The organism is Patiriisocius hiemis, assembly GCF_031846325.1.
Lineage (GTDB): Bacteria > Bacteroidota > Bacteroidia > Flavobacteriales > Flavobacteriaceae > Patiriisocius_A > Patiriisocius_A hiemis.
Window position 1 is genome coordinate 118,388 of record NZ_JAVRHZ010000008.1, and the last position, 23,683, is coordinate 142,070.

The window sequence follows — 23,683 nt, forward strand, 5'->3', positions numbered from 1 at the left end:
CCTGCAAAGGGTATTTTTTTTGGCTATTTCGCAAACTAGTTTTGAGTATGTCAAAATTAGAGCCTCTACTACAACAAATTAATACATACAAGAAGGATTATAAACCTCTTACTGCGGCAGAAACACTTCAACTAATTAGTGAAATTAAGAGAATTTCAGAATCAAAAATACTCCTAGAAAAAATTATTTTTTTATTCGTTTCTACAGAAAAAAACTTATTAGAAACAGAATGTCTTACTAAAAGAGAGTCCAAAATTTTTAGTCTTATTGGTTCTCAATACACATCTCAAGAAATAGCAAACTTATTAAATGTTAGTAAAGAGACTGTGAGCACACACCGTAAAAATATTATTAAGAAATTAAACCTGAAAGGTGCTGGACAATTGCAATATGTAGCTTTCAAAAAAATACAAGAAATTATTAACAACAATTAATACAATTATGAATTTAAAACAAATATTTCTACCTATACTACTTTGTTTATTTTGTTTCAATACAAGTGCTCAAGTGACAGAAACCATTCCTAGAAAAGAAAGTGTAAAACCTTTAAGGATAGGTGCACGTATAGGAGCGCCAAACATATTAACTGTAAATGCAGAATACGTTACACCTCTACTAGACAATAGAGTCGCTGCCACATTAGATTATATGCCTTTTTCATATACTGTAGATGATGTATCTATAAAGTATAACAATTTTGAAATTGGCTCTAACATATACCTTAACAACAAAGGTAAAGGGCTGTATGCAGGGATAAGTTACTTTTCTTTTGATGGCGAAGGAGATTACCCGGATGTAGAGTTTAATGAAGACTCTTTTGGAGATGGTAAGGGAATTATAAAGTTTAACACTCTAAATTTAAAAATAGGAGCCAAACTTGGACGTACATTTTATTTTAGAATAGAAGCAGGTTATGGTTTTGGGTCTATCCCAGATAATATAACTATTAAGAGTAATGATTCTAACGAAACAACAGAAGAAGAAATTCCAGAAATTCCGGGGATTAGCAACTCTGGACTTATAGTACTCAATTTTGGTTTTGGATTTAGCTTCCTATAAAAATTACCCACTAATGGGTATTTTTTTAAGACACCCATCCCCTTAGATTTGACGTATAACTTTAAAATACTATCAATTATGAAAACTAAATTATTATTCCTCGCATTATTCATTTCTGCAATAGCGGTTGCAACACCAAAAATCACAGTTATTGATGACTTTGGTAAAAAGAAAATTGAGGTTGGAGCTTCAGAAAATGATGCAGAAATCTATGTAAATGGAAAACAAGTAGGTAAAGGGAGTACAGTTGTAACTGTACCAAAAGACGACTGTGTAACTGTAATTGCCAAGAAAATTGGCTATCTAACAGAGCAAATAGAATTTTGCAATAAAAAGGATATGACTAAGCCACCTAAGACTTATTACATAGAAATGAAGCGTGATGATGCATATGATGCATCCATACAAACAGATATTGCCAATGTAGACATAGAAATGGTATGTAATACTATGGAAAAAGATCAAGCTTGGAAGCTTATAAACCAAATTGTACTTTCTTATATCGATGTAATTGAAATGACAGATAAAGAAACTGGTTACTTACGTACAGCATGGTCTTTAAAAACTTTTAAGCAAAATACTATTCGTACAAGAATAATTATTAAAGAATCATCTACAGATCCATTGGTGTTTAAAGTAAAGCTTGTAAGTGAAGCCTCTGGAAGACCTACGACAAGTGTAAAGAGTGATGAACTATATAAAGAGTGGGATCGTGTGTTACGAAGCTACTCAGACGTAATTGGAGAATTCCAAGCACGTCTTAAATAAGCATGATTTTTCAAAATTATTTGAATTAGCTAACCCTTGTTTTGTTTTAATTATGGTTGTTTAGAACCTCTCCTCTGGAGAGGTTTTTTTGAATAAATACCCTCCAATGGGTATTTTATTTACTAGAGAATAGAAATAGATTTGGATCAAAACATTAACTAAAAACTACACACCATGAAACAGTACAAAATTTTATTTTTATTAAGTCTTTTCTTAGTTTTTTCAGCTTGTAAAAAAGACGACGATGGGGACAATGATCAATCATTTGACGGCTCTATAGAGGATATAGAAAGCTTTTACAATAGTGATGTTGTAGATGCTCTTATAGATTTAGGGTTTGAAATTAATACAGGGAATAACCCACCTACAATAGAGGGTTCTTATTTATGTACCCCATCAATACTAGAGGCTACATCGGTGCCTAATGATGTGATAGGAAGTCAATTTCCAGATCTATTTTTAAACTTCAGAAATCAAGACAATAGTACTTTAACTATAGATTTTGATGGTGCTTCTGGATCCGAAACATATGATGGAGCAGGGTCGTTCGTATCGGGTAGTGACGATCAATTTTCAGTTTTTTTAATTATTACAGTTACTAGAGATGGTGAAACTGCCGAAGTAACATTTGCTATTTCTGGTACAAAAGAAGCAGATGGAATTGCAAACTTGCAAGTAGCTTTAATAATGATTGATGATAATGGTGACCCAGGCGGTTTCTTTATTGAAAACAATACAGGTAGAGTTTTAACAGATGGAGATGATTTCTCTGAAGAATTATAATAATATATACTATGAATATTAAAAATATATTTGTCGCTTTAGCAGTATTAGTAATTGCTACAAGTTGTAAAAAAGATGATAATGACGGAGATGGTTCTGTAGAACTAGATCTATTAATTGGAACTTGGAATCTTGACAGAGAAACAGACAATGATGGATTTGACGAAACTTATGATAGTAGCTGCAACAACTTTTGGGAGTTTACAGAAGATACTCTTCGTGCTGTATGGGATTATGATTGTGATGGTGCTATAGATGATGATTCTACTGCTTCTTACAGATTAGATGGTAACGAAATACTTCCACTTAACGGCCCTAACCCTGATGATACTAGAGCTTTTATAAGAACACTTACAAATTCGAATTTAAGAATAGAGCTAGAAACTCCAGAGGGTGAAGGTTTTGTTTATAAAGAGAACTTTTATTTCAGTAGATAACAAATAAACTTTAATCTAAAAAAAGCGGCTAATGATGAATTAGCCGCTTTTTAAGTATATAATACTAAGTATTAATTTTTAGCTGGAAGATTACTAAACTTTTCAGCATACATAAGCATTTGTTCTTCAAAAGTAGCAGGTTGCTCAATTGTAAAACTTTCAATTTCTCCATCATCACTCATCTTAGGAACAATAACAGGATTTACAAACCCGCCATAAGGGGGAGATGTAAATTGTTTGTTACGTTCTAAGACTTCAGCATGTATTTCTTGATCTACTTTTACTCCGTATCCTTCTACTAAGTCTGTAACAGCTTCATAATCACCTTCAGATTTTATACGCTGTGTTTCTCTTAGTAGCTCACCAAAGATTTCATGTAATTTATCATAGTCATTAATATTAAAATACGTTTTCCCATCTCTACTTACTTTTTCAATTACATTATCTGCCTTTCCTCTTTCAAAAGCCCAAGCCGAAACCCATTGGCGGTTACGCATATGTGCTTCTTCTACATCATCACCAAGGTTTAGTCTAATTAATTGTGTCATTAAACCATTTCTAATATATCCGTCAAAAGCAGCCATACCTACTTTTTTCCAGTCTTCTACAAGTCCAAGTTCTTGTAATTTTGGGCTATATAAATAGTAAAGTCCCACTAGGTCTGCACGACCTTCTTCTAAGGTAGAGGCATAATTTTTTAACGTTTCTTTGGTCTCTCCTACTCCTGGGTTTAATTGCCCTGATGCATGTCCTATTACCTCATGTAATGCAGTATGTAATTTATCTGCCAATTGTCCATATTCTTTTTCAAGTTCATATTCTTGGTCATCATGGACAAACTCTTTTAAACGTCCTGAACTTCCAGCATTGTTATATGCATTAATTATATTTCCTAAAGAAACTGACTTACTTCCTACAGCAGCGCGTATCCAGTTTGCATTAGGTAAGTTAACACCAATTGGTGTACTTGGTGACGCATCACCAGCTTCTCCAGCTACATTAACAACCTTATATGTTACACCAACAACATTTTTCTTTTTGTGTTCTTCCATTAAAGGTGAATTATCTTCAAACCATTGTGCATTTTCAGATAGAACAGCCATTTTTTGTGACATATCAAAATCTTTAATTTGCACGATTGTTTCGTAAGAACCTCTGTATCCTAATGGGTCATTATATACTTCAATAAAGCTATTTATATAGTCTATATCTCCTTCGGTTGCGGATGTCCATGCTACATTATAATCATCCCATGTTTGTAGATCACCTGTCTTGTAATATTCAATTAATAATCCAATTGCATCTCCTTGTGCTTGGTTTTCTGCAACACCTTGTGCTTTTTCTAACCAAGTAATAATTTTATCAATAGCAGCTCCATATAAGCCTCCAGATTTATAAACACGTTCTTTTAATTTTCCATCTTCTTTTACTAGTTGAGAATTTAATCCATAAGAAAGTGGTTTTTCTGGGTTTGGAGATTCTTTACTAGCATAAAAAGTTTCAACATCTTTGTTTGTAACATTCGGTCCATAAAAGTTCACAGCACTTAAAGCAACATTATCTACATTTTTTGCTTGGTTTACTTTTTTGCTATCTTCATTATTAAAAATAACATCAAGTGCAGCTCCTTCTAATGTTGTATTTGTAGCGCTTAATAGTTCTTGCAAATATTCTTTTGAAAAATCTGGCATTAACTTATCATTAGAGTAGTGATGATGTATTCCGTTAGAAAACCACACTCTTTTTAGGTAAACTTCAAAGCTTTTCCAGTTTTCACTATTCTTGTCACCATCATAAGTAGTATAAATATTCTCTAGTGCTTTACGTATGGTAAGATTATGACGATAATTTTGATCCCACATAATATCACGTCCCTCTAATCCAGCTTGGACTAAATAATAAACCAGTTTTTGCTGTTGTAAACTTAGATTTTCCCACCCAGGTACTTGGTAGCGTAAAATCCGTATATCTGCAAATTGATCTACATTATAATCAAAATTGTCTGTAGTGACTTCTTCAACTTGTCCAGTAGGCTCTTTTTTATCTGTTTCTTTACAAGAAAATAATAGTAAACCGCTCAAAGCCATTACTATAAAAAAAGTATTTTTCATTATTTTAAAATTTAGTTTCCAACAAATGTAGCAAAATATAGATGTTAAATTTGCTATCTTAGCAGAAATAATCAACAACATCTCAATATGAAAATCTTAAAATATCTTTTTTTTCTTATCCTTTTAGTTCTTATTGGTGGCGCCATCTATTTTGGCACTAAAGATGGAAGTTTTGATTTAGCGGCAAGTAAAGTTATTAAGGCTCCGGCAGAGGTAGTATATAATAATGTAAAAGATTTTAAAAGCTGGGAAGAATGGGGTCCTTGGATGGAAGAAGATGAAAATATGGAAATAACTTATGCTGAAAAAACTGAAGGTGAAGGTGCTTCTTACTCTTGGACAAGTGAGGTAATGGGGGATGGTAGTATGGAAACTGTAAAGGTTATTCCGAATAAAGAAATAGACCAAAAAATTTCATTTAATACTCCAATGGGAGACAGTAATAGTGATGTATACTGGTATTTTGAAGATACTGAAAACCCTAGTGAGACCAAAGTAACTTGGGGCATGAAAGGAGAGCAAACCTTTATGGAAAAAGTATTTATGGGTTTATTTTCTAATGAAGATTTCGAGACCACATTAAAAACAATGTATGAAACTGGCCTAAACAACCTTGAAGAGTCTGTAATGGAAGACATGAAACAATTTACCGTAAATGTTGATGGCATTACAGAGTATGGTGGTGGTTATTACATGTACACTAGCACCTCAGCAAAATCAAGTGATATTGGTTCAAGAATGGCACCAATGATGGGGCAAGTAATGGGGTATATGCAGGAAAATAATATACAAACTGCTGGGATGCCTTTTACTATATATAATCAAATTGACGAGGCAAATGGCACTCTTATATTCTCTGCAGCAATACCTGTGAGAGACAGAGTAATTACACCAGAAGGAAGTCCTGTGGTTTGTGGTTTTATGGAACCAACTACTGCATTAAAGGTTACTTTGCGTGGTGAATACGGAAACTTACCTAATGCATACACTAAAGGAGAAGAGTACTTAACACAAAATAATATACAGAAAGATAATGCCAAAAGTATGTTTGAGGTTTACGCTACAGATCCAGGCAATGTGCCTAACCCTGCCAATTGGGTAACGGAAGTTTATATACCTGTTTTAAAGACTCAAAACCCAGAAAGCAACCAATAACATGAAAGCACTCCTCTATGTTTTTTTAGGAGGTGGCTTGGGAAGTATGTTGCGATATCTTGTTGGTATTTATACCGCAAGTTTTACAACTTCATTCCCTTACGGTACTTTTATTGTAAACATAATTGGAAGTTTTATTATTGGGATTATTTTTGGGTTAACTCTTAAAAACACTTCGCAATCTGGTGATCTTATTTTATTACTAATTATAGGTTTTTGTGGAGGTTTTACTACATTTTCTTCCTTTGCATTTGAAAATTATAATTTTCTTAAAAATGGAGAAATTACAGTTTTCGCAACTTATACAATAGCAAGTATTGTTTTAGGGCTTTCTGCTGTTTTCTTAGGGCTTTGGATTTCTAAACTTTTTTAAGTTAGCTACTTAACAACAAATATTTAAAAAAATAGTATTTATAGCACGCAAAAAAATAAGATGACAAACTACAGATACATTGTAAAGCAAGTAATAACCTGTGCAAACAAGAGCGGGCTATCTATGTATTGACTATACTATAATAATTTAAATCAATATAAAAACGCCCCGCCAATGAGCGGGACGTTTTATTTTTATACTAACAACTAACCAAAATGAGAAAAATTTACAGAAATTATATAGACAATTTTTCTGGACTCTCTAGAGAAATCTGGTTGCTCTCCCTTGTCACTTTTATAAATAGAGCGGGTGCCATGGTACTTCCCTTTTTGTCACTTTACCTAGTGAGTGAGAAAGGATTTACTAAACCAGAAGTTGGCATAATAATGACTTGTTATGGAGTAGGGTCTATTTTTGGAACCATAATTGGCGGAAAGTTAACTGATGGAATTGGTTACCATAAAACTATAGTATTAAGTTTATTATTGGGTGGGCTTGGCTTTATAGGACTTCAGTTTCTAGATACATTTTACCTTATATGTGTAGGTATGTTTCTTCTTATTTTACTTGCAGACGCCTATCGCCCAGCTGTTTTTGTAGCCGCAGAAGCATACAGTAAACCAGGTAATGTAACAAGGGCAATTGCACTAATTAGACTAGCTATAAATCTGGGTTTTTCAATAGGCCCTGTAATTGGAGGTATTATTATTACTCGTATTAATTATGCTTCTTTGTTTTGGATAGACGGAGTTACCTGTGCATTAGCTTCATTACTACTCTTTATTGTTTTAAAACCAAAAAAAGTAGTACTTAAAGAAAAAATAATTATAAAAAAAGAAGGTAAATCACCCTACAAAAACCCATTGTATATATTACTTTTTTTGATCATGGTATTAAGTAGTATAACCTTTGTTCAATACTTTTCTGTAGTGCCTTTATTTTACAAAGATGTTTACCTACTTTCTGAAGACCTCATCGGGTTGCTCTTATTTATAAATGGTGCTATCATTGTGATTTTTGAAATGCCACTTGTGGGTTGGCTTGAGCGTATCAAAATTTCAAAAACTATGGCATTACTATGGGGAAATGCATTTTTGGCAGCTAGTTTTTTAATTTTAAACTTTTCATCATGGATTGGAGTGTTAATAATTGGTATGGTATTAATGACCATAGGAGAAATGATTGCTTCTCCCTTTTCTAGTGCTCTTGCATTATCAATGGCTCCAAAAGGAAGAAAAGGTAGTTATATGGGGCTTTTTAGTATGAGTTTTTCAATCTCACATTTAGTGGGGCATAATGCAGGGATGAATCTTTCAGACGTTTATGGCTATGCTTTTAATTGGTATGTAATGTTTGCTGTATTAATAGTGGTTTGTTTACTTTCGTTATGGCTTTACGGAATTCTAAAAAAGTCATCAGAATATGTAGAATATTAAAGCAATCACAATGAAAAGTATCATACTATTATTTATTTCCTTCGGAATAATTTCCTGTGGGAACCCTTCAGAAAAGAAACCAATAGAACGCTCTAATGAAACTCCTTATAAACAAGGGCAAACAGGAGCGGTCACCATACCTATTGAAAAACCAATACTAGATAGTACACGATATAATGTTGCTTTTTTAATTATGGATGGTGTGTATAATACTGAGCTTACTGCTCCTTTTGATATTTTTCAGCATACCATATTTAGAGAGGGTATTAAAGCTATGAATGTATTTACTGTAGCAAACACACATGAACCTATTACTTCTTTTGAAGGAATGAGAATACTTCCAGATTTTAATTATCTAGAAGATGCGTTACCTACCATAGATATTTTAGTAGTTCCAAGTGCAGAACACCATCTAGACACAGATCTCGAAGACCAAAAGATGCTTGATTTTGTAAAAAAAGTAGATAAAAAGGCAAAGTTTATAACCTCCCATTGCGATGGAGCATTTGTACTTGCAAAGGCTGGACTCTTATACAATTCTGTTTCTACTACCTTTCCAAGTGATATTGACGCTATGCGAACTATGTTTCCAGAATTGGATATTAGAAAAGAAGTGCTTTTTGTGCATGATGGGAAATATATAACCTCTGCAGGAGGTGCCAAAAGCTTTGAAGCTGCACTATACCTATGTGAATACCTTTATGGAAAAGATATTGCACAATCCTTAGCAGGAGGGCTTGTTATAGATTGGAAGCTGGAAGATGTTCCTCATTTAATTGTAAAAAACTAACTAGCCGGTACTACCTCATTATTTGCAATAACGTGCGACAATACAATTTGAGTTTTGGTTTCTCCAAAAACTATAAGTTGATCTATAAACTCTTCTAAGTGTTTTTGGTTCTTTAAAACTACTTCCATCACAATGTTTTCATTTCCAGTAATACGATAGCAATTTAAAACTTCATTGTAGGTTTTTACTGTAGATAAAAAAGGTTTCAATTTTCCCATAAAAGCACGCAAAGTTATAATTGCTTTTAGTTGATATCCCACATCAAAAGGAGAAACAATAGTTTTGTACCCGTTTATTAAACCTACATCCTCCATTTTCTTTATGCGTTCCCCAACAGCAGGAGAACTCATCCCTATTCTACGCCCTATCTCTGAGTTGGACATACGAGCATTTTCTTGTAGGCACTTTAAAATTTTTTTATTTAAGTTATCTAACATACTAATTATAAGATTTATTCAAAATTAAGATAAATTTTAAAGCAAATACCCATTTTTACCTAAATACTTATTGCATGATAGGATGTTTACTTATTAAATTTGAGTGAAAAAGAAAAAGAAAAATTTAACTGTAATGTTACCTACAACCCCACATCAGTTACCGCAATCCCCTATTTACCAAAAAGCTATGGAGATATTTAATCTTTCTAGAAGTATCTCTACATATTTAATTGACGATTTAGCACCTTTAAATGAGGAAGGAGCTGAAAATTCACATATCTACTTTACAGGAGATATCGTTCAGCAATCTGTATCCTTAGTCCCAGAAATTTTAAAAGCTGAAAGCCAGACCTTTTCTGAAGAAAAATACAAGTATGCAGCTTCGGTTTCTAGATTAACTAATAGTTTGTATAAAAACTGTGAACGGTTAGAAACCTCTAACAGTAATGGCAAAGAGTTTATTTCAATTTTAAGACACGAGCTTAAAAAATTTAGAAAACTACAACGTAACTGGATGTTAACGTTGTAGTTTGTAATCTTTAATTAAGTTTCTATATCTTTTTAATTCCTCAAGCACTTTAGGTGCTAATATGGCAAGTCCTATCATATTAGGAACCATCATCGCAAATATCATAGCATCACTAAACACGGTTACGGCACCTAATGTCGCAGCACCACCAATTACAGTAAAGCAACAAAATAGTATTTTGTATATATATTCTGTTTTACGACTTCTACCAAAAAGAAAACTCCAAGCTTGATAGCCATAATAAGACCAAGAAATCATAGAAGAAAATGCAAATAAAATAACCGCTACTGTTAGCACATAAGGAAACCAAGAGATTCCACTTTCTAAGGCTGAAGCTGTTAACAAAACCCCTTCTTCATCACTTAAAATAGTTCCTGGCACAATTTGCCCTGTGATAATTAATACTAAAGCAGTAAGCGTACAAACTATTACAGTATCAATAAAGGGTTCTAACAATGCAACCAACCCTTCACTTGCTGGGTATTTTGTTTTAACAGCACTATGAGCAATAGAAGCACTCCCTACTCCCGCTTCATTACTAAAAGCTGCTCTTTTAAAACCTTGAATTAACACACCAACAAAGCCTCCAATAACACCCTCTGGATGAAATGCTCCATCCCAGATAGACTTAAATGCTCCAGGAATTGCTTCAAAGTTTAATCCCAAAACAACAAATACAGCCAACATATAGATTACTACCATAAAAGGGACAATCTTGTCAGTTACATTTGCTATTTTTTTTATTCCACCAATGATAACAATCCCTACTAGAATTGCCATGATTAAACCAAAAAGCCAACCATTTCCTGCAATAAAGCTATTCTCTGCCCCAGTAACATGTTCAAATAATTTATAGGCTTGGTTTATTTGAAACATGTTTCCGCCTCCAAAAGAACCACCAATACACATGATAGCAAAAATGATTGCTAGTAATTTACCAAGGCGTTTAAAGCCTTTCTCTTTTAATCCTTTTTTAAGATAGTACATAGGACCTCCAAACACCTTACCCGTATCATTTACTTCACGGTACTTTACCCCTAGCGTACATTCTACAAATTTAGAAGACATACCTAATAAGCCTATTAAGACCATCCAAAGTGTTGCACCTGGTCCTCCAATTCCCAATGCAATAGCTACACCTGCAATATTACCTAGTCCAACAGTTGCAGAAATTGCAGCTGTTAGTGCCTGAAAGTGTGTAACCTCCCCTTCACCTTCTACTCTTATAGTATCTGGATTATCACCGTCTACTTTAGATACAGTATTTGAAACTGTTACTTGATGCTCCTCTTCAAATTCATCATATGTACCCCTAACTACACGTATAGCAGTAAAAAAGTCTGTAAAATTGATAAACTTAAAATAAATAGTAAAATAAGCAGCACCTAAAATAAGTACTATTAATACCCATGGGATACCAACGTCATTTGTTATTGGTATTTGAGCAAATACTGCATCTACAAACCAGCTGGTTGCGTTACTAAAATGTTGATTAATACGTTCGTCTAATGATTGATTGAGTAATGATAAAAACATGCTATTTGATTTGAATAGCAATATTTTACAAAAGACTTAAAACCGAAAGGTTACGCACTACTTAAAATTTATATGGTTATGGTTAACCATATGCTTATTTAGATTGTTTGAAAGTAGTGTAGGCAATAAAATTATTTTTTGTAGCAAACTCAATTAGTTGTTCTTTCCCACTAGCTCCTCTAATATTAAGCATCTGTTTAATTTGGTGAATATGGGTTTGAAAACCATCTAAACTTATGTGCATTGCTTCGGCAATTTCTGGGTATGATTTTGCCTTGCCAAAATAAGCTAAGTTTCCTAAAACTTCTTTTTGTCTTTCTGAAAACTCAATCCTAGAAGTTTCTTTTAGTGAAGTTAATTCGCTTTTCATTGTCTTAATGGTATCTAAATGACTTTCGTTTGCAACTTCTAACTTCTCAATTTTTTGTTTAAGCAGGGTATTTTCAGAATCCAATTGCGTTGCAATAGATTGTTGTTGTTCCTTTTCTGAAAGAAATTTCCAACTGTAAAGAAGTATAGAAAACAATAAGATAAATAGAACTTTAAACGATATTGAGGTAATACTTCCAGCCACAGACCAAAATTCTTGATCAATTACTTGTATTAGTTTATCCTGCGGAATAATACGATGTGTTACTGCAACAATAATTAGCACAAAAAGTGCAAATGTGGGTAAGTACATAAACTTCATCTTTCTTGAAGCAAATGCCTTATTAAGTTCTAATAAAAGAGAAATAGCAACCAGTACCGAAATAGGAATATCGATGAGCCAAATAAAGTTATTGCTAATTTCTTGATTACTGTAAGAGGTTGTTATAAAAACAAATGCTATCATACCCAAGACACCAGAATACAAGCTTATAAACTCGCGAGTACTAAAGCGCTCTACCAATTGGACAACGGTTCCTCTTCTTTTTTGATGTTCTATTGAAGGAAGCGATAATAAAATAAATAATGAATTTGCTAAGGAGATTACCACTCCTATATAAATAATAAGTCTACTTGTGGGTGTAAAATCTAGAAAAAGACGTAAAAAAAGGTTAAGTAGCGCCCCTAATCCCCAAACAAAAATTGCCAATCCAAACCATTTTATACCTTGGGTGTTTTTCGCAATCGTGCCCCTAGCTATCTCTTTAGCAAATATACGTTGGATTACAATAGCAGTAATTAAACAAACTATGGCGGTAACTGTATATTCTATGGTAGCGAGCATCTATTTATTAACTAATTGATGATACTTAATTATATCTTGGATTAAGCTGAATATTAATTTAAAATTTGAATAATTTATATTTTTAAATTCATCTGTGGTATTATATATATTTAATGCAAAATCTTTCTTTGTTAAAGCTAAACTATCATTGTCATCATTTTTCACCATAGAATCTATAATGAATTCCTTTTTTTGCAATTTTTTTAATGAAGCAAAGCATCTGATTTTATCATCTTGTATAAACTTACCATTTTGACTATCAAATTCATCACTTAAATACAATCTTCTACCAAATTCATCCTTTTTAAGTAAATCCTTATCATAATAAAAATGCTCAATACAATTTAGGTTTGTGCTTCTATGAAATGGTTTAGGTAAAGAAAATGTATAAACTGTGTTATTAAAGATGTTGTATCTTTTTTGTCTTTTAGAACCAAATTCTCCAATTTTTTGTAAATTATCTGAGTCAAAAATAGCTATAACTGGCTTTTTTGATTTTGAAACCAAAATACCTTCCAAAATATTAACAAGTTTTAGATCACCAACAGCATAATTTGGATCGTATTCTACAAACTTTATCATATTACTAAGGCTATTTAAACCTATGTCAATTTTCGAAAGTTCTAACAAAGAAGCTTTTAAATGCATCCAATCAGTATTTCCTTCTGTATATACTAATATTTTCTCACCTTGATGTAATAATATATTTTTTAAAACAGAATTTGAAGAAAGTTTATTATATTTCTTGACTAGACTTCTAAAAAGCAAGTCATCATGACCTCTTATATCTTTTATAAAAAAAAGATATCCTTCAACAATTCTTATAAATAAACTATAGTCTTTTTTTAATTTATGTTTTTTAGAATATTTAGTAAAGTGTTCCTCTGCAGCATTATTTAAGCCAAATTTTTCCCAAGCGTACAACATCGCTCTTACCCTTTTCAAAATTTTTCGCTTAACATTTACTTTTCTATTAACTGTCAAACCAGTTACATATTGATGTTCATAATGGGAGCGAATAGAAGTCTTTTCTTTATTAACTGTAAACCCATTATTATTAATTATTCTAATTAAACTATCACTTAAATAAACTTCATTATTACTTAATTCTGCCACATTAGATGGAAACTTCTTCAGGTTAGTAGATAATGTAATATCATCGGCATATCTAGTATAATAACATTGGTTTTTCTTAGAAAAAACAACTAATTCCTTATCTAAACTTCTGCAAATAATATTAGAAATAACAGGGGAAACAGGACTCCCTTGTGGTAGTTTGTTATTGTGACAACATAATTGAGCTAAAATTGTTGCAATTTCTTCATTAAAAAAAAAAGGATAATTTAAAAAAACACCTCTGACTCTTCCAAAGTTAATCGTTGAAAAAAAATCGGCTAAGTCCATATTTAAAACAAACTTCTTCTTAATATGCTTCTTTGCGTTTGTTTTGATACCTCTTTTCTTTATAAAACTATGTACTTGTTTTTTTGGCCTATAGTGTTTATTTAATTCTAAAGAAATTTGCTTTTGAATGTTTTTTAAGGAAGGAATTGGAGAGGAAATTTCTCTTTGTCTCCCATTTTTCTTATTTATTGTAAAGGAATTATATCTAAGATCAGTCTTATATGCGTTATAAAGTAACTTCTTCTTACTAATTCCAAGATAAATGGCTAGTTCTTGTTTTGTAGATATTTGAAGAAAATCTTTTGCCATTTTTTTATAAAAGTGCCCATAGTAATTCTACCTTAGCTATTAACAATAGAATAAAAATAATAATTGATATTTTAAATTTCTTATTATTTATAAAAGTCATTATTAGTTATATAGTTATATACTTCTATAAGTTATTTTATATTAGTATACCACTCCGAAACTGCTGCAGGATCGCAAGCAAAATCAATAAGACTATGAGCACTATAAATTCTTTATAAAAATATAAAAAAATTACATATTACGTCTATACTGTCCTCCCACTTCAAACAACGAATTGGTTATTTGCCCTAGCGAAGCATACTTACAAACTTCCATTAAAGCTTCAAATATATTCTCGTTATTTATGGATTTATGCTGTAAGTCTTTCAACAAGTCGGCTACTTTCTCTTCATGAGATTTATTTAAGTTTGTTACAACTTTAATTTGGTATTGTTTCTCTTCTTCAGTAGCTCTAATTACTTCAGCAGGTAACACAGTTGGTGAACCTTTGCTACTTAAAAAAGTATTTACTCCAATAATTGGAAACTCTCCTGTATGCTTTAAGGTTTCATAATACAAACTCTCTTCTTGTATCTTACTACGTTGATACATAGTTTCCATGGCTCCAAGAACTCCTCCTCTTTCGGTAATTCTATCAAACTCCTCAAGTACTGCATTTTCTACTAAATCTGTAAGTTCTTCAATAATAAAACTTCCTTGAATTGGGTTTTCATTTTTAGCAAGACCTAGTTCTTTGTTAATAATTAACTGAATCGCCATTGCACGACGCACGCTTTCTTCAGTAGGAGTTGTAATTGCTTCGTCATACGCATTTGTATGTAGAGAATTACAGTTATCGTAAATAGCATATAATGCTTGAAGCGTTGTCCTTATATCATTAAAATCTATTTCTTGAGCATGTAGAGATCTACCTGAAGTCTGGATATGATACTTCAACATTTGTGCTCTAGGGTTTGCACCATACTTTTCTTTAAGTGCTTTTGCCCATATTTTTCTAGCGACACGACCTATAACAGAATATTCAGGATCAATACCATTACTAAAGAAAAACGAAAGGTTAGGACCAAATTTATTGATGTCCATCCCTCTACTTAAATAATATTCTACATAGGTAAATCCATTTGCCAATGTAAATGCCAGTTGTGTAATAGGGTTGGCTCCGGCTTCTGCAATGTGGTACCCCGAAATTGAAACCGAATAGAAGTTACGTACTTGCTTTTCTATAAAATACTCTTGAACATCACCCATTAAACGCAAGGCAAATTCAGTAGAGAAAATACACGTGTTTTGTGCCTGATCTTCTTTTAATATATCTGCTTGCACAGTTCCTCGTACTTGCATTAAAGTATCTGCTTTAATTTTCAAATAAACATCCTTGGACAATACTTGATCTCCTGTTACGCCCAATAAAAGCAGTCCAAGTCCGTCATTACCCTCTGGTAATTCTCCTTGATATGCTGGTCGTTCTTTATCTTTATATATTTTTGAAATTTTTGCTTCTACCTCTTTTTCAAGGCCATTTTCTTTAATGTACTTCTCGCAATTTTGGTCAATTGCAGCATTCATAAAGAAGCCAAGTAACATTGGAGCGGGTCCATTAATTGTCATACTCACAGAAGTCATTGGGTGACTTAAATCGAATCCTGAGTACAGTTTTTTTGCATCATCAAGACAGCAAATAGAAACCCCTGCATTTCCTATTTTCCCATAAATATCTGGACGTAAACCGGGGTCATTACCATATAGTGTTACACTATCAAAAGCAGTAGACAATCGTTTTGCTGGCATTCCTTGGCTTACGTAATGAAAACGCCTGTTAGTTCTCTCTGGTCCTCCTTCTCCAGCAAACATACGTGCCGGGTCTTCCCCAGTTCGTTTAAAAGGATATAAACCTGAGGTATATGGAAACTCTCCAGGAACATTTTCTTGCAAACACCATTTTAAAATATCACCCCAACCTTGGTATTTAGGCAAAGCAACTTTTGGTATTTGTGAATGTGAAAGTGACTCTGTATGTGTATCTATTTTAATTTCTTTATCACGTACTTTAAAAGTATAAACTGGATTTTTATAGCGCTCCACTTTTTCATCCCAAGTAGTAATAATTTCCCAATTGTAAGGATCTAAGTCCATTTTTGCTTTGTCAAACTCAGCAACTAATAACTTTAATAGTTCTTTATTTTCTTCTGAAGATTGAATTGTTTCAAAATCGATACCTGCTTTGTCTAAAGAAGGGGCTTTACCTGAAACCGTTTCTAATGTTTTAAATATTCCATACAATTTTTGAGCAACTTCAGTTTGCTCAAGTGCCTTTTTATCATAAGCTCTATTATTTTCAGAAATTTCAGAAAGATATCTAGTACGAGCAGGAGGAATTACAAAAATCTTCTCACTCATCTCGTCTGTTATTTCAAACGTACTTTTTAGGTCTGTCTCGGTTTTTTCAACTAACGCATCCATTATGGATTTGTATAGTTGGTTCATCCCAGGATCATTAAATTGAGACGCAATTGTACCAAAAATAGGAAGTTCATCTTGTGGAGTATCCCACAGTTGATGATTACGCATGTACTGCTTTTTCACATCACGTAAAGCGTCTAGACTACCTCTTTTATCAAACTTATTTATAGCTACTAAATCTGCAAAATCAAGCATATCAATCTTTTCGAGCTGCGTGGCAGCACCAAATTCTGGTGTCATTACATATAAAGAAACATCGCTATGCTCTAGAATTTCGGTATCACTTTGTCCTATTCCTGAAGTTTCTAAAATAATTAAATCATATTCTGCAGCTTTAATAACTTCAATAGCTTCTGCAACATATTTTGACAATGCTAGATTACTCTGTCTTGTAGCCAAACTACGCATATAAACTCTAGGTGAGTTTATAGCATTCATACGTATTCTATCTCCTAGCAGCGCACCTCCTGTTTTTCTTTTTGAAGGGTCTACTGAAATAAGACCAATTGTTTTTTTAGGAAAATCAATTAAAAAACGTCTTACTAACTCATCTACCAAGGATGATTTTCCCGCTCCACCAGTTCCTGTAATACCTAATACAGGAGTATTTAATGTTTTATTTTTCTCGTGAATAGTTTCTAAAGCTTTTTTGGCAACTTCTGGGAAGTTTTCTGCCGAAGAGATAACTCTAGCAATAGCGCCAGGGTTTTTTTCAGAAAGTTTATTTACTTCTCCATTAAGAGATTCACCAAGTGGAAAATCTGATTGTTTTACCAAATCGTTTATCATTCCCTGCAACCCCATCTCACGTCCATCATCTGGGGAATAAATACGTGTAATTCCATAGTCCATTAACTCTTTAATTTCACTTGGAAGAATTACACCGCCGCCGCCGCCAAAAATTTTAATATGACTAGCTCCCTTTTCCTTAAGCAAATCATACATATATTTAAAGTACTCATTGTGCCCTCCTTGATAAGATGTCATTGCAATAGCATTAGCATCCTCCTGTATTGCAGTATTTACTACCTCTTCTACACTCCTATCGTGACCCAAATGTATCACCTCAACACCTGTAGATTGAATAATACGGCGCATAATATTAATTGCTGCATCATGCCCATCAAAAAGAGAAGCTGCCGTAACTATTCTAACTTTATTTTTTGGGGTATATGGAGGTTTTTGTTGCATTTCTAAAAAGAGTATAAATTAAACATACAAATTTACGAAATTAGCATTAAAACAAGTGTTTTATCATCAATTTCTAATTTGACAAAAGTCAGCAAAAAAATAATTTTTAACATTTTTTTTAGTATATTGCTAATCAATATTAAACAACAAAATTTAAACATTATGAAAAAATTTTACTTATTAGCAATTTTTGCATTTGGTTTAGCAGCTTCTGCTAACGCACAATTTACAGACGATATAGAAAGCTATACGCCAGGACCATTATTTACTCCACGTTGGACAACATGGGATGGAACAAACGATGGTGCACAAAATGCTATTGTTTCTACAGCTCAGGCTAGTTCAGGAATCTTTTCAATTTTTATTGGACCTGACTCTGGTGGGCAAGATGCTGTATTAGATTTTGAAGGGTTACTTACTTCAGGTACTTGGACCATTTTATGGAGCATGTATATTGAGAGTGGTAGTACTGGATACTTTAATTTACAAGGAGATGTAACTCCTAATGCAAATGCAAATCTAGAGTTTTTATCTGGTGATATAACATTAGTTTCTGGAACATTAACAGATGCAAATGGCGGAGCTACACTTACATACCCAGAAGATGAATGGTTCTTTTTAAAAGCAGTAGTTGATTTAGATGCTGCTACTTATGAGCTATCTATAAACGGTGTTGCTGCACCAGCAGCCCCAATCACAGGAGTATCTGGTTTTGGTGGAGTTGACTATTTTGCAGATAGTGCTACAAACTCTTACTACGTTGATGACGTTAGATTAGAGCAAGGAGTTTTAGGAATAGATGATTTCTCTGCAGATGTATTTAGTGTATATCCTAACCCAGTACAAGATGTATTAAACATTAAATCTGCTGCTGCAGTTAATGAAGTAGTAGTATATGATGTATTAGGAAAAGTGGTATTACAATCTCGTCCTGATGCAATTTCACCAAGTATTAACATGAGTGGTCTTAACTCAGGTGCATACATGGTTAAAGTTACTATTGACGGTGCATCAAAAACTATAAAAGTTATTAAATAATTGTAGTTACAATAGTATCACATAATTTAATTTTTATAAAGCGAAGGTTCAATGATATCATTGAACCTTCGCTCTTTTTTATGGTTTTACTATCTACAGTAAAGCATGTATTATTTTATCTTAAAAACCACATACACTTTTTCTTCGTACATATATATGAAAGGTTGGTTATCTATCTCCCTAGATAGATACTAAACCGGTTAATCCGGTTTTTTCAGAGTTTTTTTGTTAGTTGAAACGCCCTATGGAGATAGGGCGTTTTTAATTAATTATGGATATGTGTGTTATTCTACTTTATGAAGTATGCTCATAAATTTTATTATAAAGTGAGATATATTTTTCTTTAATAATTTTTCGCTTCATCTTCATAGTTGGAGTAAGGTGTCCATCTTCTATACTCCAGATATCTGGAGTTAGTTCAAACTTTTTAATTTTTTCCCACTTCCCAAAACGCTCATTAAACTTGTCCACCTCTTTCTGAATTCTAGCTATTAAAACTGGGTCATTAGCTAACTCTTTTGGGTCACTCGACAACCCTTTTTCTTTTCTTTCATTCCAGTCTGAAATAAATTCGTAGTTGGGCTGTATTAATGCAGCTGGCATTTTTTCACCATCTCCAATAACCATTATCTGTTCAATAAAACGAGATTGTTTCATTGCATTCTCTAGTAACTGTGGTGCAATATATTTTCCACCACTAGTTTTAAACATTTCTTTTTTACGATCTGTTATTTTTAAAAAACCATCTGAATCTATCTCTCCAATATCTCCAGTATGGAAATATCCATTTTTGAGTACTTCTTCAGTTTTTTCAGGATCTTTATAATACCCTTGCATTACTTGTGGTCCTTTAATAAGTATTTCTCCATCTTCCGCAATTTTAATCTCTGTATCTGGTAATGCTTTACCAACTGTTCCAATTCTAAATCCTCCATCTCGCATATCATTTACACTTACAACAGGAGAAGTTTCTGTTAAGCCATAGCCTTCCATTACAGGACAACCAGCAGCATTAAAAACACGAGCTAGTCTTGGCTGTAAAGCGGCACTTCCAGAAGCTATTGCTTTAAGGTTTCCACCAAGTGCTTCTTGCCATTTACTAAATATTAATTTGCGTGCTAGTTTCAATTTTGTTTCATACAACCATCCGTTTTGTCCATACGGTTCCCACTTTAAACCTAGTTCTACTGCCCAGAAAAACAAATTTTTCTTAACTCCGGTTAAATCAGTTCCTTTAGCAATAATTTTATCATATACCTTTTCTAATAAACGAGGTACAGCTGTCATTACTTCTGGATTAACCTCCTTAAGGTTATCGCTTATAGTTTCAAGACTTTCAGCAAAATGAATACTTACCCCACAATATTGATACATGTAGAGTAACATCCTTTCGTATATATGACATACTGGTAAAAAACTTAATGCTTTAGATTTACCCATTTCAATAGGTAAGCGACCTTTACTGTGCTTCGCATTACTAGCAATATTTTTGTGAGAGAGCATCACACCTTTAGGCCTTCCAGTTGTACCAGAGGTATAAATTAGCGTAGCTAAGTCATCTTCTTTTACTGCGTCTTTCCTTCTATCTACTTCTTCTTGTAAGTCTTTGTTGTCGTCTCCTAACTTTAAAACTTCATTCCAATTTTTACACCCATTTAGCTCATCAAAAGAATAAACTTCTTTTAGCGAAGGTACGTTTCCTTTAATTTTATTAATCTTATCGAAAACCTCTTGACAGGATACAAAGCAATACACAGATTCTGAGTGGTTTAAAACATACTCATAGTCTTCTTCAGAAATAGTAGGGTAAATTGGAACGTCTTGAGCACCAGTTTGAAGAATTCCAATATCGCAAATATTCCATTCAGTTCTATTTGTCATAGATATGATTGCAATTTTATCATTAGGCTGTACGCCAAGTTTTATAAGCCCTCTACTAATGGCATTGGCTTTATCTATATATTCTTGAGTGGAGGTTTTTACCCACGCTCCATTTACTTTACTCACTAAAGCAGCATCTTGTGGATAGGCTTCTAGTTGAAAGTATGGGAAGTCAAAAAGTCTTTTAGGATCGGTCATGTTTTTAAATATTGTGAACTTGCAAAATAGCAAAAAATATTCAGTTATTTTTAGGGATATAAAAAATGAGACTCCTATATAGGAGTCTCATTTATAAATAATTAAATTTTGAGGTGTTTTAATTTACTCCTTTATTATTTTAAACACTTGCGATTTACTTTCAGAAGTAAGTTTCATTAAATAAATTCCTGAAGCAAAACTATTATAGTTCACCACCTGAGATTCTTGATTATTCCTTAGTGTTTCAACAAGTTGTCCTTGTAGTGTAAAAATCTCAATATCGTAATTAGATAATGATGTATTTATATTAAGCGTGTTTTTTACAGGATTAGGGTATATTGAAAATTGTGAAGCAAATGTATCCTCTATACTTAAAGTGCTATCTTCAACAACACTTATCTTTAAGTCATCAAAATAAAAACCATCTGCGCGTTGTCCATTATCTGACACTAATTGAAAACGTACTAAAATATTTGAACCGAGATAATCACTAAGGTCTATTTCTTCTCTAACCCAATCATTCTGAACTCCATCATAAAGTGGCTCGTTAGTGGGTTGTGCGCTATTAGTGCTTCCAGGGTTTGTGAAACGACCACATTGTGCTTCCCAACTAGTTCCTCCGTTGGTGGATACTTGAAATTGAACATAATCGAAATTGTTTTCAATCTCCCATCTTGCAAAAAACTCTGCAATAGCACCACTAGCATTTGTTAAATCTACAGGGGTACTAAGTGTTATTGTCTCATTAGTATTGTTTGGATAGTTCCCGTTTGAGTCTGTAATAGAGCTTGATGGAGAAACAAATGTTGCAGTTGTAGTAGTCCACCCGTTGTTGTTAAAGTTTGCTGTTGTACTATTTCCTTGATCTTCAAAAATAGAGTCTAATGCTCCAAACTTTTTGTTTACTAAAGTAGCAGCATCATACATACCATTATTAACTACGAGTTCAAAAACAATATCATCACCAGAAGTGGTTCCCCCAGCAAGTGTATATTGAATAATCCCATCACCCTCTTCTAGCAACTGAAGTCCAGAAAATGAAACTGGCGCTCCTACAGAAACAATATTTGAAGAAATTGGGTTTAACGTAACAGTGAAGTTTCCATTTCCAGTAATACCAAGATTTTTAATATCAAAAGTAGTATTTACTGTAGGCTGGTCACCAACATAGGTTGGAGCTGTATCCTCAATGTTTGCATAATTTGATGTCATCCTAGCAGCAGTTAGATTTAGATACATCATTTCTTTTGCAATTGGAATAATTAAGTTTTGTGATGGCCAAAAGGATTGTCCAATCTCTGGAGTGAAGGAAAAGATTTTGTCATGGGTTCCTACAGTTCCGTACATAAAATCATCACTATCCCCCGAAAACGGAAAATCTCTTAAAGGAAAGTACCCATTTCTTGAAGTTAACTCAGCAGATACTGCTTCAAATAAGGCCTCATCTGGTGTTGGTACATCTGCGTATGAAAAAGGATAGTATAGTAATTCACCAGAAGTATGATTATTAAATGCCATAACAAACTCGTGATCTTCTACAAATTGCTTTATGGCTTGGTTTTCAACTTCAGAAAAAGGACCTGTACCATGATATACTTCTGAACCTGGGTTGCTTGATGACCCAGGACCTCCCCATGAGCCATTATTAGGATTTCCGTTTATAAAGTAATTATAGTTTCTATTGTTATCAGTTCCGTTACCATTTTTTCTGTTTTTTCTCCAAAACCCGCCACCATTAGGATCTGTCACTTCATTATAAAGATATCCATCAGGGTTTACAACTGGCACAAAATATAGCTCCGTATTATCAACTAGAGCTTTTATTTCTGGGTTTGTATCATAGTTTTCTAGTAAATACCACATGTAGAATATAAGCTGCATTAGTGATGCAGGTTCTCTAGCATGATGAATAGAAGTATATAGTATTTCTGCTTCTGCTTCATCTGTGTTAGGGTTGTCACTAATTCTAAGCCATTTTATTCCGTTATTTCCAATTGAAGGTGTAACAGAATTATCAACTTGACCTTCTGTTAAGAAATCTCCTCCAGGCCCACTTATATTAGTAGCTGAAGAAATAATATTAGGATATAAACTTACCATTTGAGCAAATTCATCCAAAACTTCTTGATACGTTAAGTACCCACCCATAGATCCTAAATTAAAATTTGTTGGTGTAGCATAATCTGTAGTATTTTGAGTACTACATGTTGGGTTTCTATATTCTTGAGTTGGATTTCTATTCTGTTCTAAAAAATAAGCTTTTGCATCTTCAATTATAACATCTACTTTAAAACCAGCATTTCTAACTGCTTCTAATTCTGAAGCTGAAAATTCTGAAATTATAAAATATCCTCGCTTATGTACCCCATGTTCAAGTGAAATATTAAGCTGGTTTAGTCTTTCGAAATCTTCAACACCATTATAACTAATCTTAGCTCTTTGGTATTTTTCTGAGACTATTTGTGAATGTAATGTAACTGCAAATAACAGCAGGCAAAAGAATAATATCTTTTTCATAGCAATTTTTTGGGTATATCTTATTACGTCTATAATTGTAGAGGAAACTTACAATTAT

Annotated in this window: 19 protein-coding genes; 11 read left to right on the plus strand and 8 right to left on the minus strand. The window is 33.0% G+C overall.

The window, feature by feature from the left end; translation table 11 throughout:
* The first annotated feature begins 47 nt into the window (after positions 1-47).
* The 5 genes from RM538_RS12245 (at position 48) to RM538_RS12265 (ending at position 3,047) form a co-directional block, all read left to right on the plus strand.
* The gene (locus tag RM538_RS12245; RefSeq protein ID WP_311333729.1) at positions 48-434 is read left to right on the plus strand and encodes a LuxR C-terminal-related transcriptional regulator; all 387 of its coding nucleotides are present in this window, start codon (positions 48-50) and stop codon (positions 432-434) included.
* A gap of 73 nt (positions 435-507) precedes the next feature.
* Positions 508-1,059: a hypothetical protein gene (locus tag RM538_RS12250; RefSeq protein WP_311333730.1), complete on the plus strand. Its 552-nt coding sequence runs from the start codon at positions 508-510 to the stop codon at positions 1,057-1,059.
* A gap of 78 nt (positions 1,060-1,137) precedes the next feature.
* The gene (locus RM538_RS12255) at positions 1,138-1,827 is read left to right on the plus strand and encodes a hypothetical protein (protein ID WP_311333731.1); all 690 of its coding nucleotides are present in this window, start codon (positions 1,138-1,140) and stop codon (positions 1,825-1,827) included.
* 174 nt (positions 1,828-2,001) lie between these two features.
* Positions 2,002-2,610, plus strand: coding sequence for a hypothetical protein (locus tag RM538_RS12260; RefSeq protein ID WP_311333732.1), 609 nt, complete (start codon positions 2,002-2,004; stop codon positions 2,608-2,610).
* Positions 2,611-2,621: 11 nt separating this feature from the next.
* Complete coding sequence (locus tag RM538_RS12265; RefSeq protein ID WP_311333733.1) at positions 2,622-3,047, plus strand: lipocalin-like domain-containing protein; 426 nt, start codon at positions 2,622-2,624, stop codon at positions 3,045-3,047.
* A gap of 71 nt (positions 3,048-3,118) precedes the next feature.
* Here the strand turns inward: RM538_RS12265 and RM538_RS12270 are convergent, their stop codons facing one another.
* On the minus strand, positions 3,119-5,158 hold the full coding sequence (locus tag RM538_RS12270; RefSeq protein WP_311333734.1) for a dipeptidyl-peptidase 3 family protein: 2,040 nt from the start codon (positions 5,156-5,158) through the stop codon (positions 3,119-3,121).
* An 87-nt stretch (positions 5,159-5,245) separates the two neighbouring features.
* On the opposite strand from RM538_RS12270, the gene RM538_RS12275 reads away from it, so the two are divergent.
* From RM538_RS12275 to RM538_RS12290, 4 genes are all read left to right on the plus strand, one after another.
* Entirely contained in the window at positions 5,246-6,313 is a 1,068-nt protein-coding gene (locus tag RM538_RS12275; RefSeq protein ID WP_311333735.1) for an SRPBCC family protein, read from the plus strand.
* 1 nt (position 6,314) lies between these two features.
* Entirely contained in the window at positions 6,315-6,686 is a 372-nt protein-coding gene (gene crcB, locus RM538_RS12280) for a fluoride efflux transporter CrcB (protein ID WP_311333736.1), read from the plus strand.
* A 215-nt stretch (positions 6,687-6,901) separates the two neighbouring features.
* Entirely contained in the window at positions 6,902-8,122 is a 1,221-nt protein-coding gene (locus RM538_RS12285) for an MFS transporter (RefSeq protein WP_311333737.1), read from the plus strand.
* A 10-nt stretch (positions 8,123-8,132) separates the two neighbouring features.
* Entirely contained in the window at positions 8,133-8,912 is a 780-nt protein-coding gene (locus tag RM538_RS12290; RefSeq protein ID WP_311333738.1) for a DJ-1/PfpI family protein, read from the plus strand.
* Here the strand turns inward: RM538_RS12290 and RM538_RS12295 are convergent.
* Complete coding sequence (locus tag RM538_RS12295) at positions 8,909-9,349, minus strand: Lrp/AsnC family transcriptional regulator (RefSeq protein ID WP_311333739.1); 441 nt, start codon at positions 9,347-9,349, stop codon at positions 8,909-8,911. The two genes, RM538_RS12290 and RM538_RS12295, sit on opposite strands and share 4 nt — an antisense overlap.
* Positions 9,350-9,482: 133 nt before the next feature.
* Between RM538_RS12295 and RM538_RS12300 the strand changes: the two genes are divergently transcribed.
* Positions 9,483-9,878 carry a hypothetical protein gene (locus tag RM538_RS12300; protein ID WP_311333740.1) on the plus strand — a complete coding sequence of 132 codons (396 nt, stop codon included), beginning with the start codon at positions 9,483-9,485 and terminating at the stop codon, positions 9,876-9,878.
* Here the strand turns inward: RM538_RS12300 and RM538_RS12305 are convergent.
* From RM538_RS12305 to RM538_RS12320, 4 genes are all read right to left on the minus strand, one after another.
* Positions 9,867-11,414, minus strand: a complete 1,548-nt coding sequence (locus RM538_RS12305) for an alanine/glycine:cation symporter family protein (RefSeq protein ID WP_311333741.1) — start codon at positions 11,412-11,414, stop codon at positions 9,867-9,869. The genes RM538_RS12300 and RM538_RS12305 overlap by 12 nt on opposite strands.
* A 94-nt stretch (positions 11,415-11,508) precedes the next feature.
* A complete protein-coding gene (locus RM538_RS12310; RefSeq protein ID WP_311333742.1) occupies positions 11,509-12,627 on the minus strand; it encodes a helix-turn-helix transcriptional regulator in 1,119 nt (372 codons plus the stop codon).
* Entirely contained in the window at positions 12,628-14,340 is a 1,713-nt protein-coding gene (locus RM538_RS12315) for a reverse transcriptase domain-containing protein (protein ID WP_311333743.1), read from the minus strand.
* Positions 14,341-14,571: 231 nt separating this feature from the next.
* Complete coding sequence (locus tag RM538_RS12320) at positions 14,572-17,991, minus strand: methylmalonyl-CoA mutase family protein (protein WP_311333744.1); 3,420 nt, start codon at positions 17,989-17,991, stop codon at positions 14,572-14,574.
* A gap of 162 nt (positions 17,992-18,153) precedes the next feature.
* Here RM538_RS12320 and RM538_RS12325 point away from each other — a divergent pair, with 162 nt between their 5' ends.
* Positions 18,154-19,029, plus strand: coding sequence for a T9SS type A sorting domain-containing protein (locus RM538_RS12325; protein WP_311333745.1), 876 nt, complete (start codon positions 18,154-18,156; stop codon positions 19,027-19,029).
* 294 nt (positions 19,030-19,323) lie between these two features.
* On the opposite strand, the gene RM538_RS12330 is transcribed toward RM538_RS12325, so the two are convergent.
* Both RM538_RS12330 and RM538_RS12335 read right to left on the minus strand, forming a co-directional pair.
* Positions 19,324-21,108 (minus strand): AMP-dependent synthetase/ligase, encoded by a 1,785-nt coding sequence (locus RM538_RS12330; RefSeq protein ID WP_311333746.1) that lies wholly within the window; start codon positions 21,106-21,108, stop codon positions 19,324-19,326.
* A gap of 123 nt (positions 21,109-21,231) precedes the next feature.
* On the minus strand, positions 21,232-23,625 hold the full coding sequence (locus tag RM538_RS12335; RefSeq protein ID WP_311333747.1) for a M14 family metallopeptidase: 2,394 nt from the start codon (positions 23,623-23,625) through the stop codon (positions 21,232-21,234).
* Between the last annotated feature and the right edge of the window lie 58 nt (positions 23,626-23,683).

What these genes read in the sequence shown, in the direction of transcription:
- RM538_RS12320 (WP_311333744.1), bottom strand. Translation starts at nt 17,991, where the DNA reads ATGCAACAAAAACCTCCATATACCCCAAAAAATAAAGTTAGAATAGTT.
- RM538_RS12310 (WP_311333742.1), bottom strand. Translation starts at nt 12,627, where the DNA reads ATGCTCGCTACCATAGAATATACAGTTACCGCCATAGTTTGTTTAATT.
- RM538_RS12325 (WP_311333745.1), top strand. Translation starts at nt 18,154, where the DNA reads ATGAAAAAATTTTACTTATTAGCAATTTTTGCATTTGGTTTAGCAGCT.
- RM538_RS12330 (WP_311333746.1), bottom strand. Translation starts at nt 21,108, where the DNA reads ATGACCGATCCTAAAAGACTTTTTGACTTCCCATACTTTCAACTAGAA.
- RM538_RS12305 (WP_311333741.1), bottom strand. Translation starts at nt 11,414, where the DNA reads ATGTTTTTATCATTACTCAATCAATCATTAGACGAACGTATTAATCAA.
- RM538_RS12245 (WP_311333729.1), top strand. Translation starts at nt 48, where the DNA reads ATGTCAAAATTAGAGCCTCTACTACAACAAATTAATACATACAAGAAG.
- crcB (WP_311333736.1), top strand. Translation starts at nt 6,315, where the DNA reads ATGAAAGCACTCCTCTATGTTTTTTTAGGAGGTGGCTTGGGAAGTATG.
- RM538_RS12315 (WP_311333743.1), bottom strand. Translation starts at nt 14,340, where the DNA reads ATGGCAAAAGATTTTCTTCAAATATCTACAAAACAAGAACTAGCCATT.
- RM538_RS12260 (WP_311333732.1), top strand. Translation starts at nt 2,002, where the DNA reads ATGAAACAGTACAAAATTTTATTTTTATTAAGTCTTTTCTTAGTTTTT.
- RM538_RS12255 (WP_311333731.1), top strand. Translation starts at nt 1,138, where the DNA reads ATGAAAACTAAATTATTATTCCTCGCATTATTCATTTCTGCAATAGCG.
- RM538_RS12265 (WP_311333733.1), top strand. Translation starts at nt 2,622, where the DNA reads ATGAATATTAAAAATATATTTGTCGCTTTAGCAGTATTAGTAATTGCT.
- RM538_RS12335 (WP_311333747.1), bottom strand. Translation starts at nt 23,625, where the DNA reads ATGAAAAAGATATTATTCTTTTGCCTGCTGTTATTTGCAGTTACATTA.
- RM538_RS12270 (WP_311333734.1), bottom strand. Translation starts at nt 5,158, where the DNA reads ATGAAAAATACTTTTTTTATAGTAATGGCTTTGAGCGGTTTACTATTA.
- RM538_RS12275 (WP_311333735.1), top strand. Translation starts at nt 5,246, where the DNA reads ATGAAAATCTTAAAATATCTTTTTTTTCTTATCCTTTTAGTTCTTATT.
- RM538_RS12290 (WP_311333738.1), top strand. Translation starts at nt 8,133, where the DNA reads ATGAAAAGTATCATACTATTATTTATTTCCTTCGGAATAATTTCCTGT.
- RM538_RS12295 (WP_311333739.1), bottom strand. Translation starts at nt 9,349, where the DNA reads ATGTTAGATAACTTAAATAAAAAAATTTTAAAGTGCCTACAAGAAAAT.
- RM538_RS12285 (WP_311333737.1), top strand. Translation starts at nt 6,902, where the DNA reads ATGAGAAAAATTTACAGAAATTATATAGACAATTTTTCTGGACTCTCT.
- RM538_RS12300 (WP_311333740.1), top strand. Translation starts at nt 9,483, where the DNA reads ATGTTACCTACAACCCCACATCAGTTACCGCAATCCCCTATTTACCAA.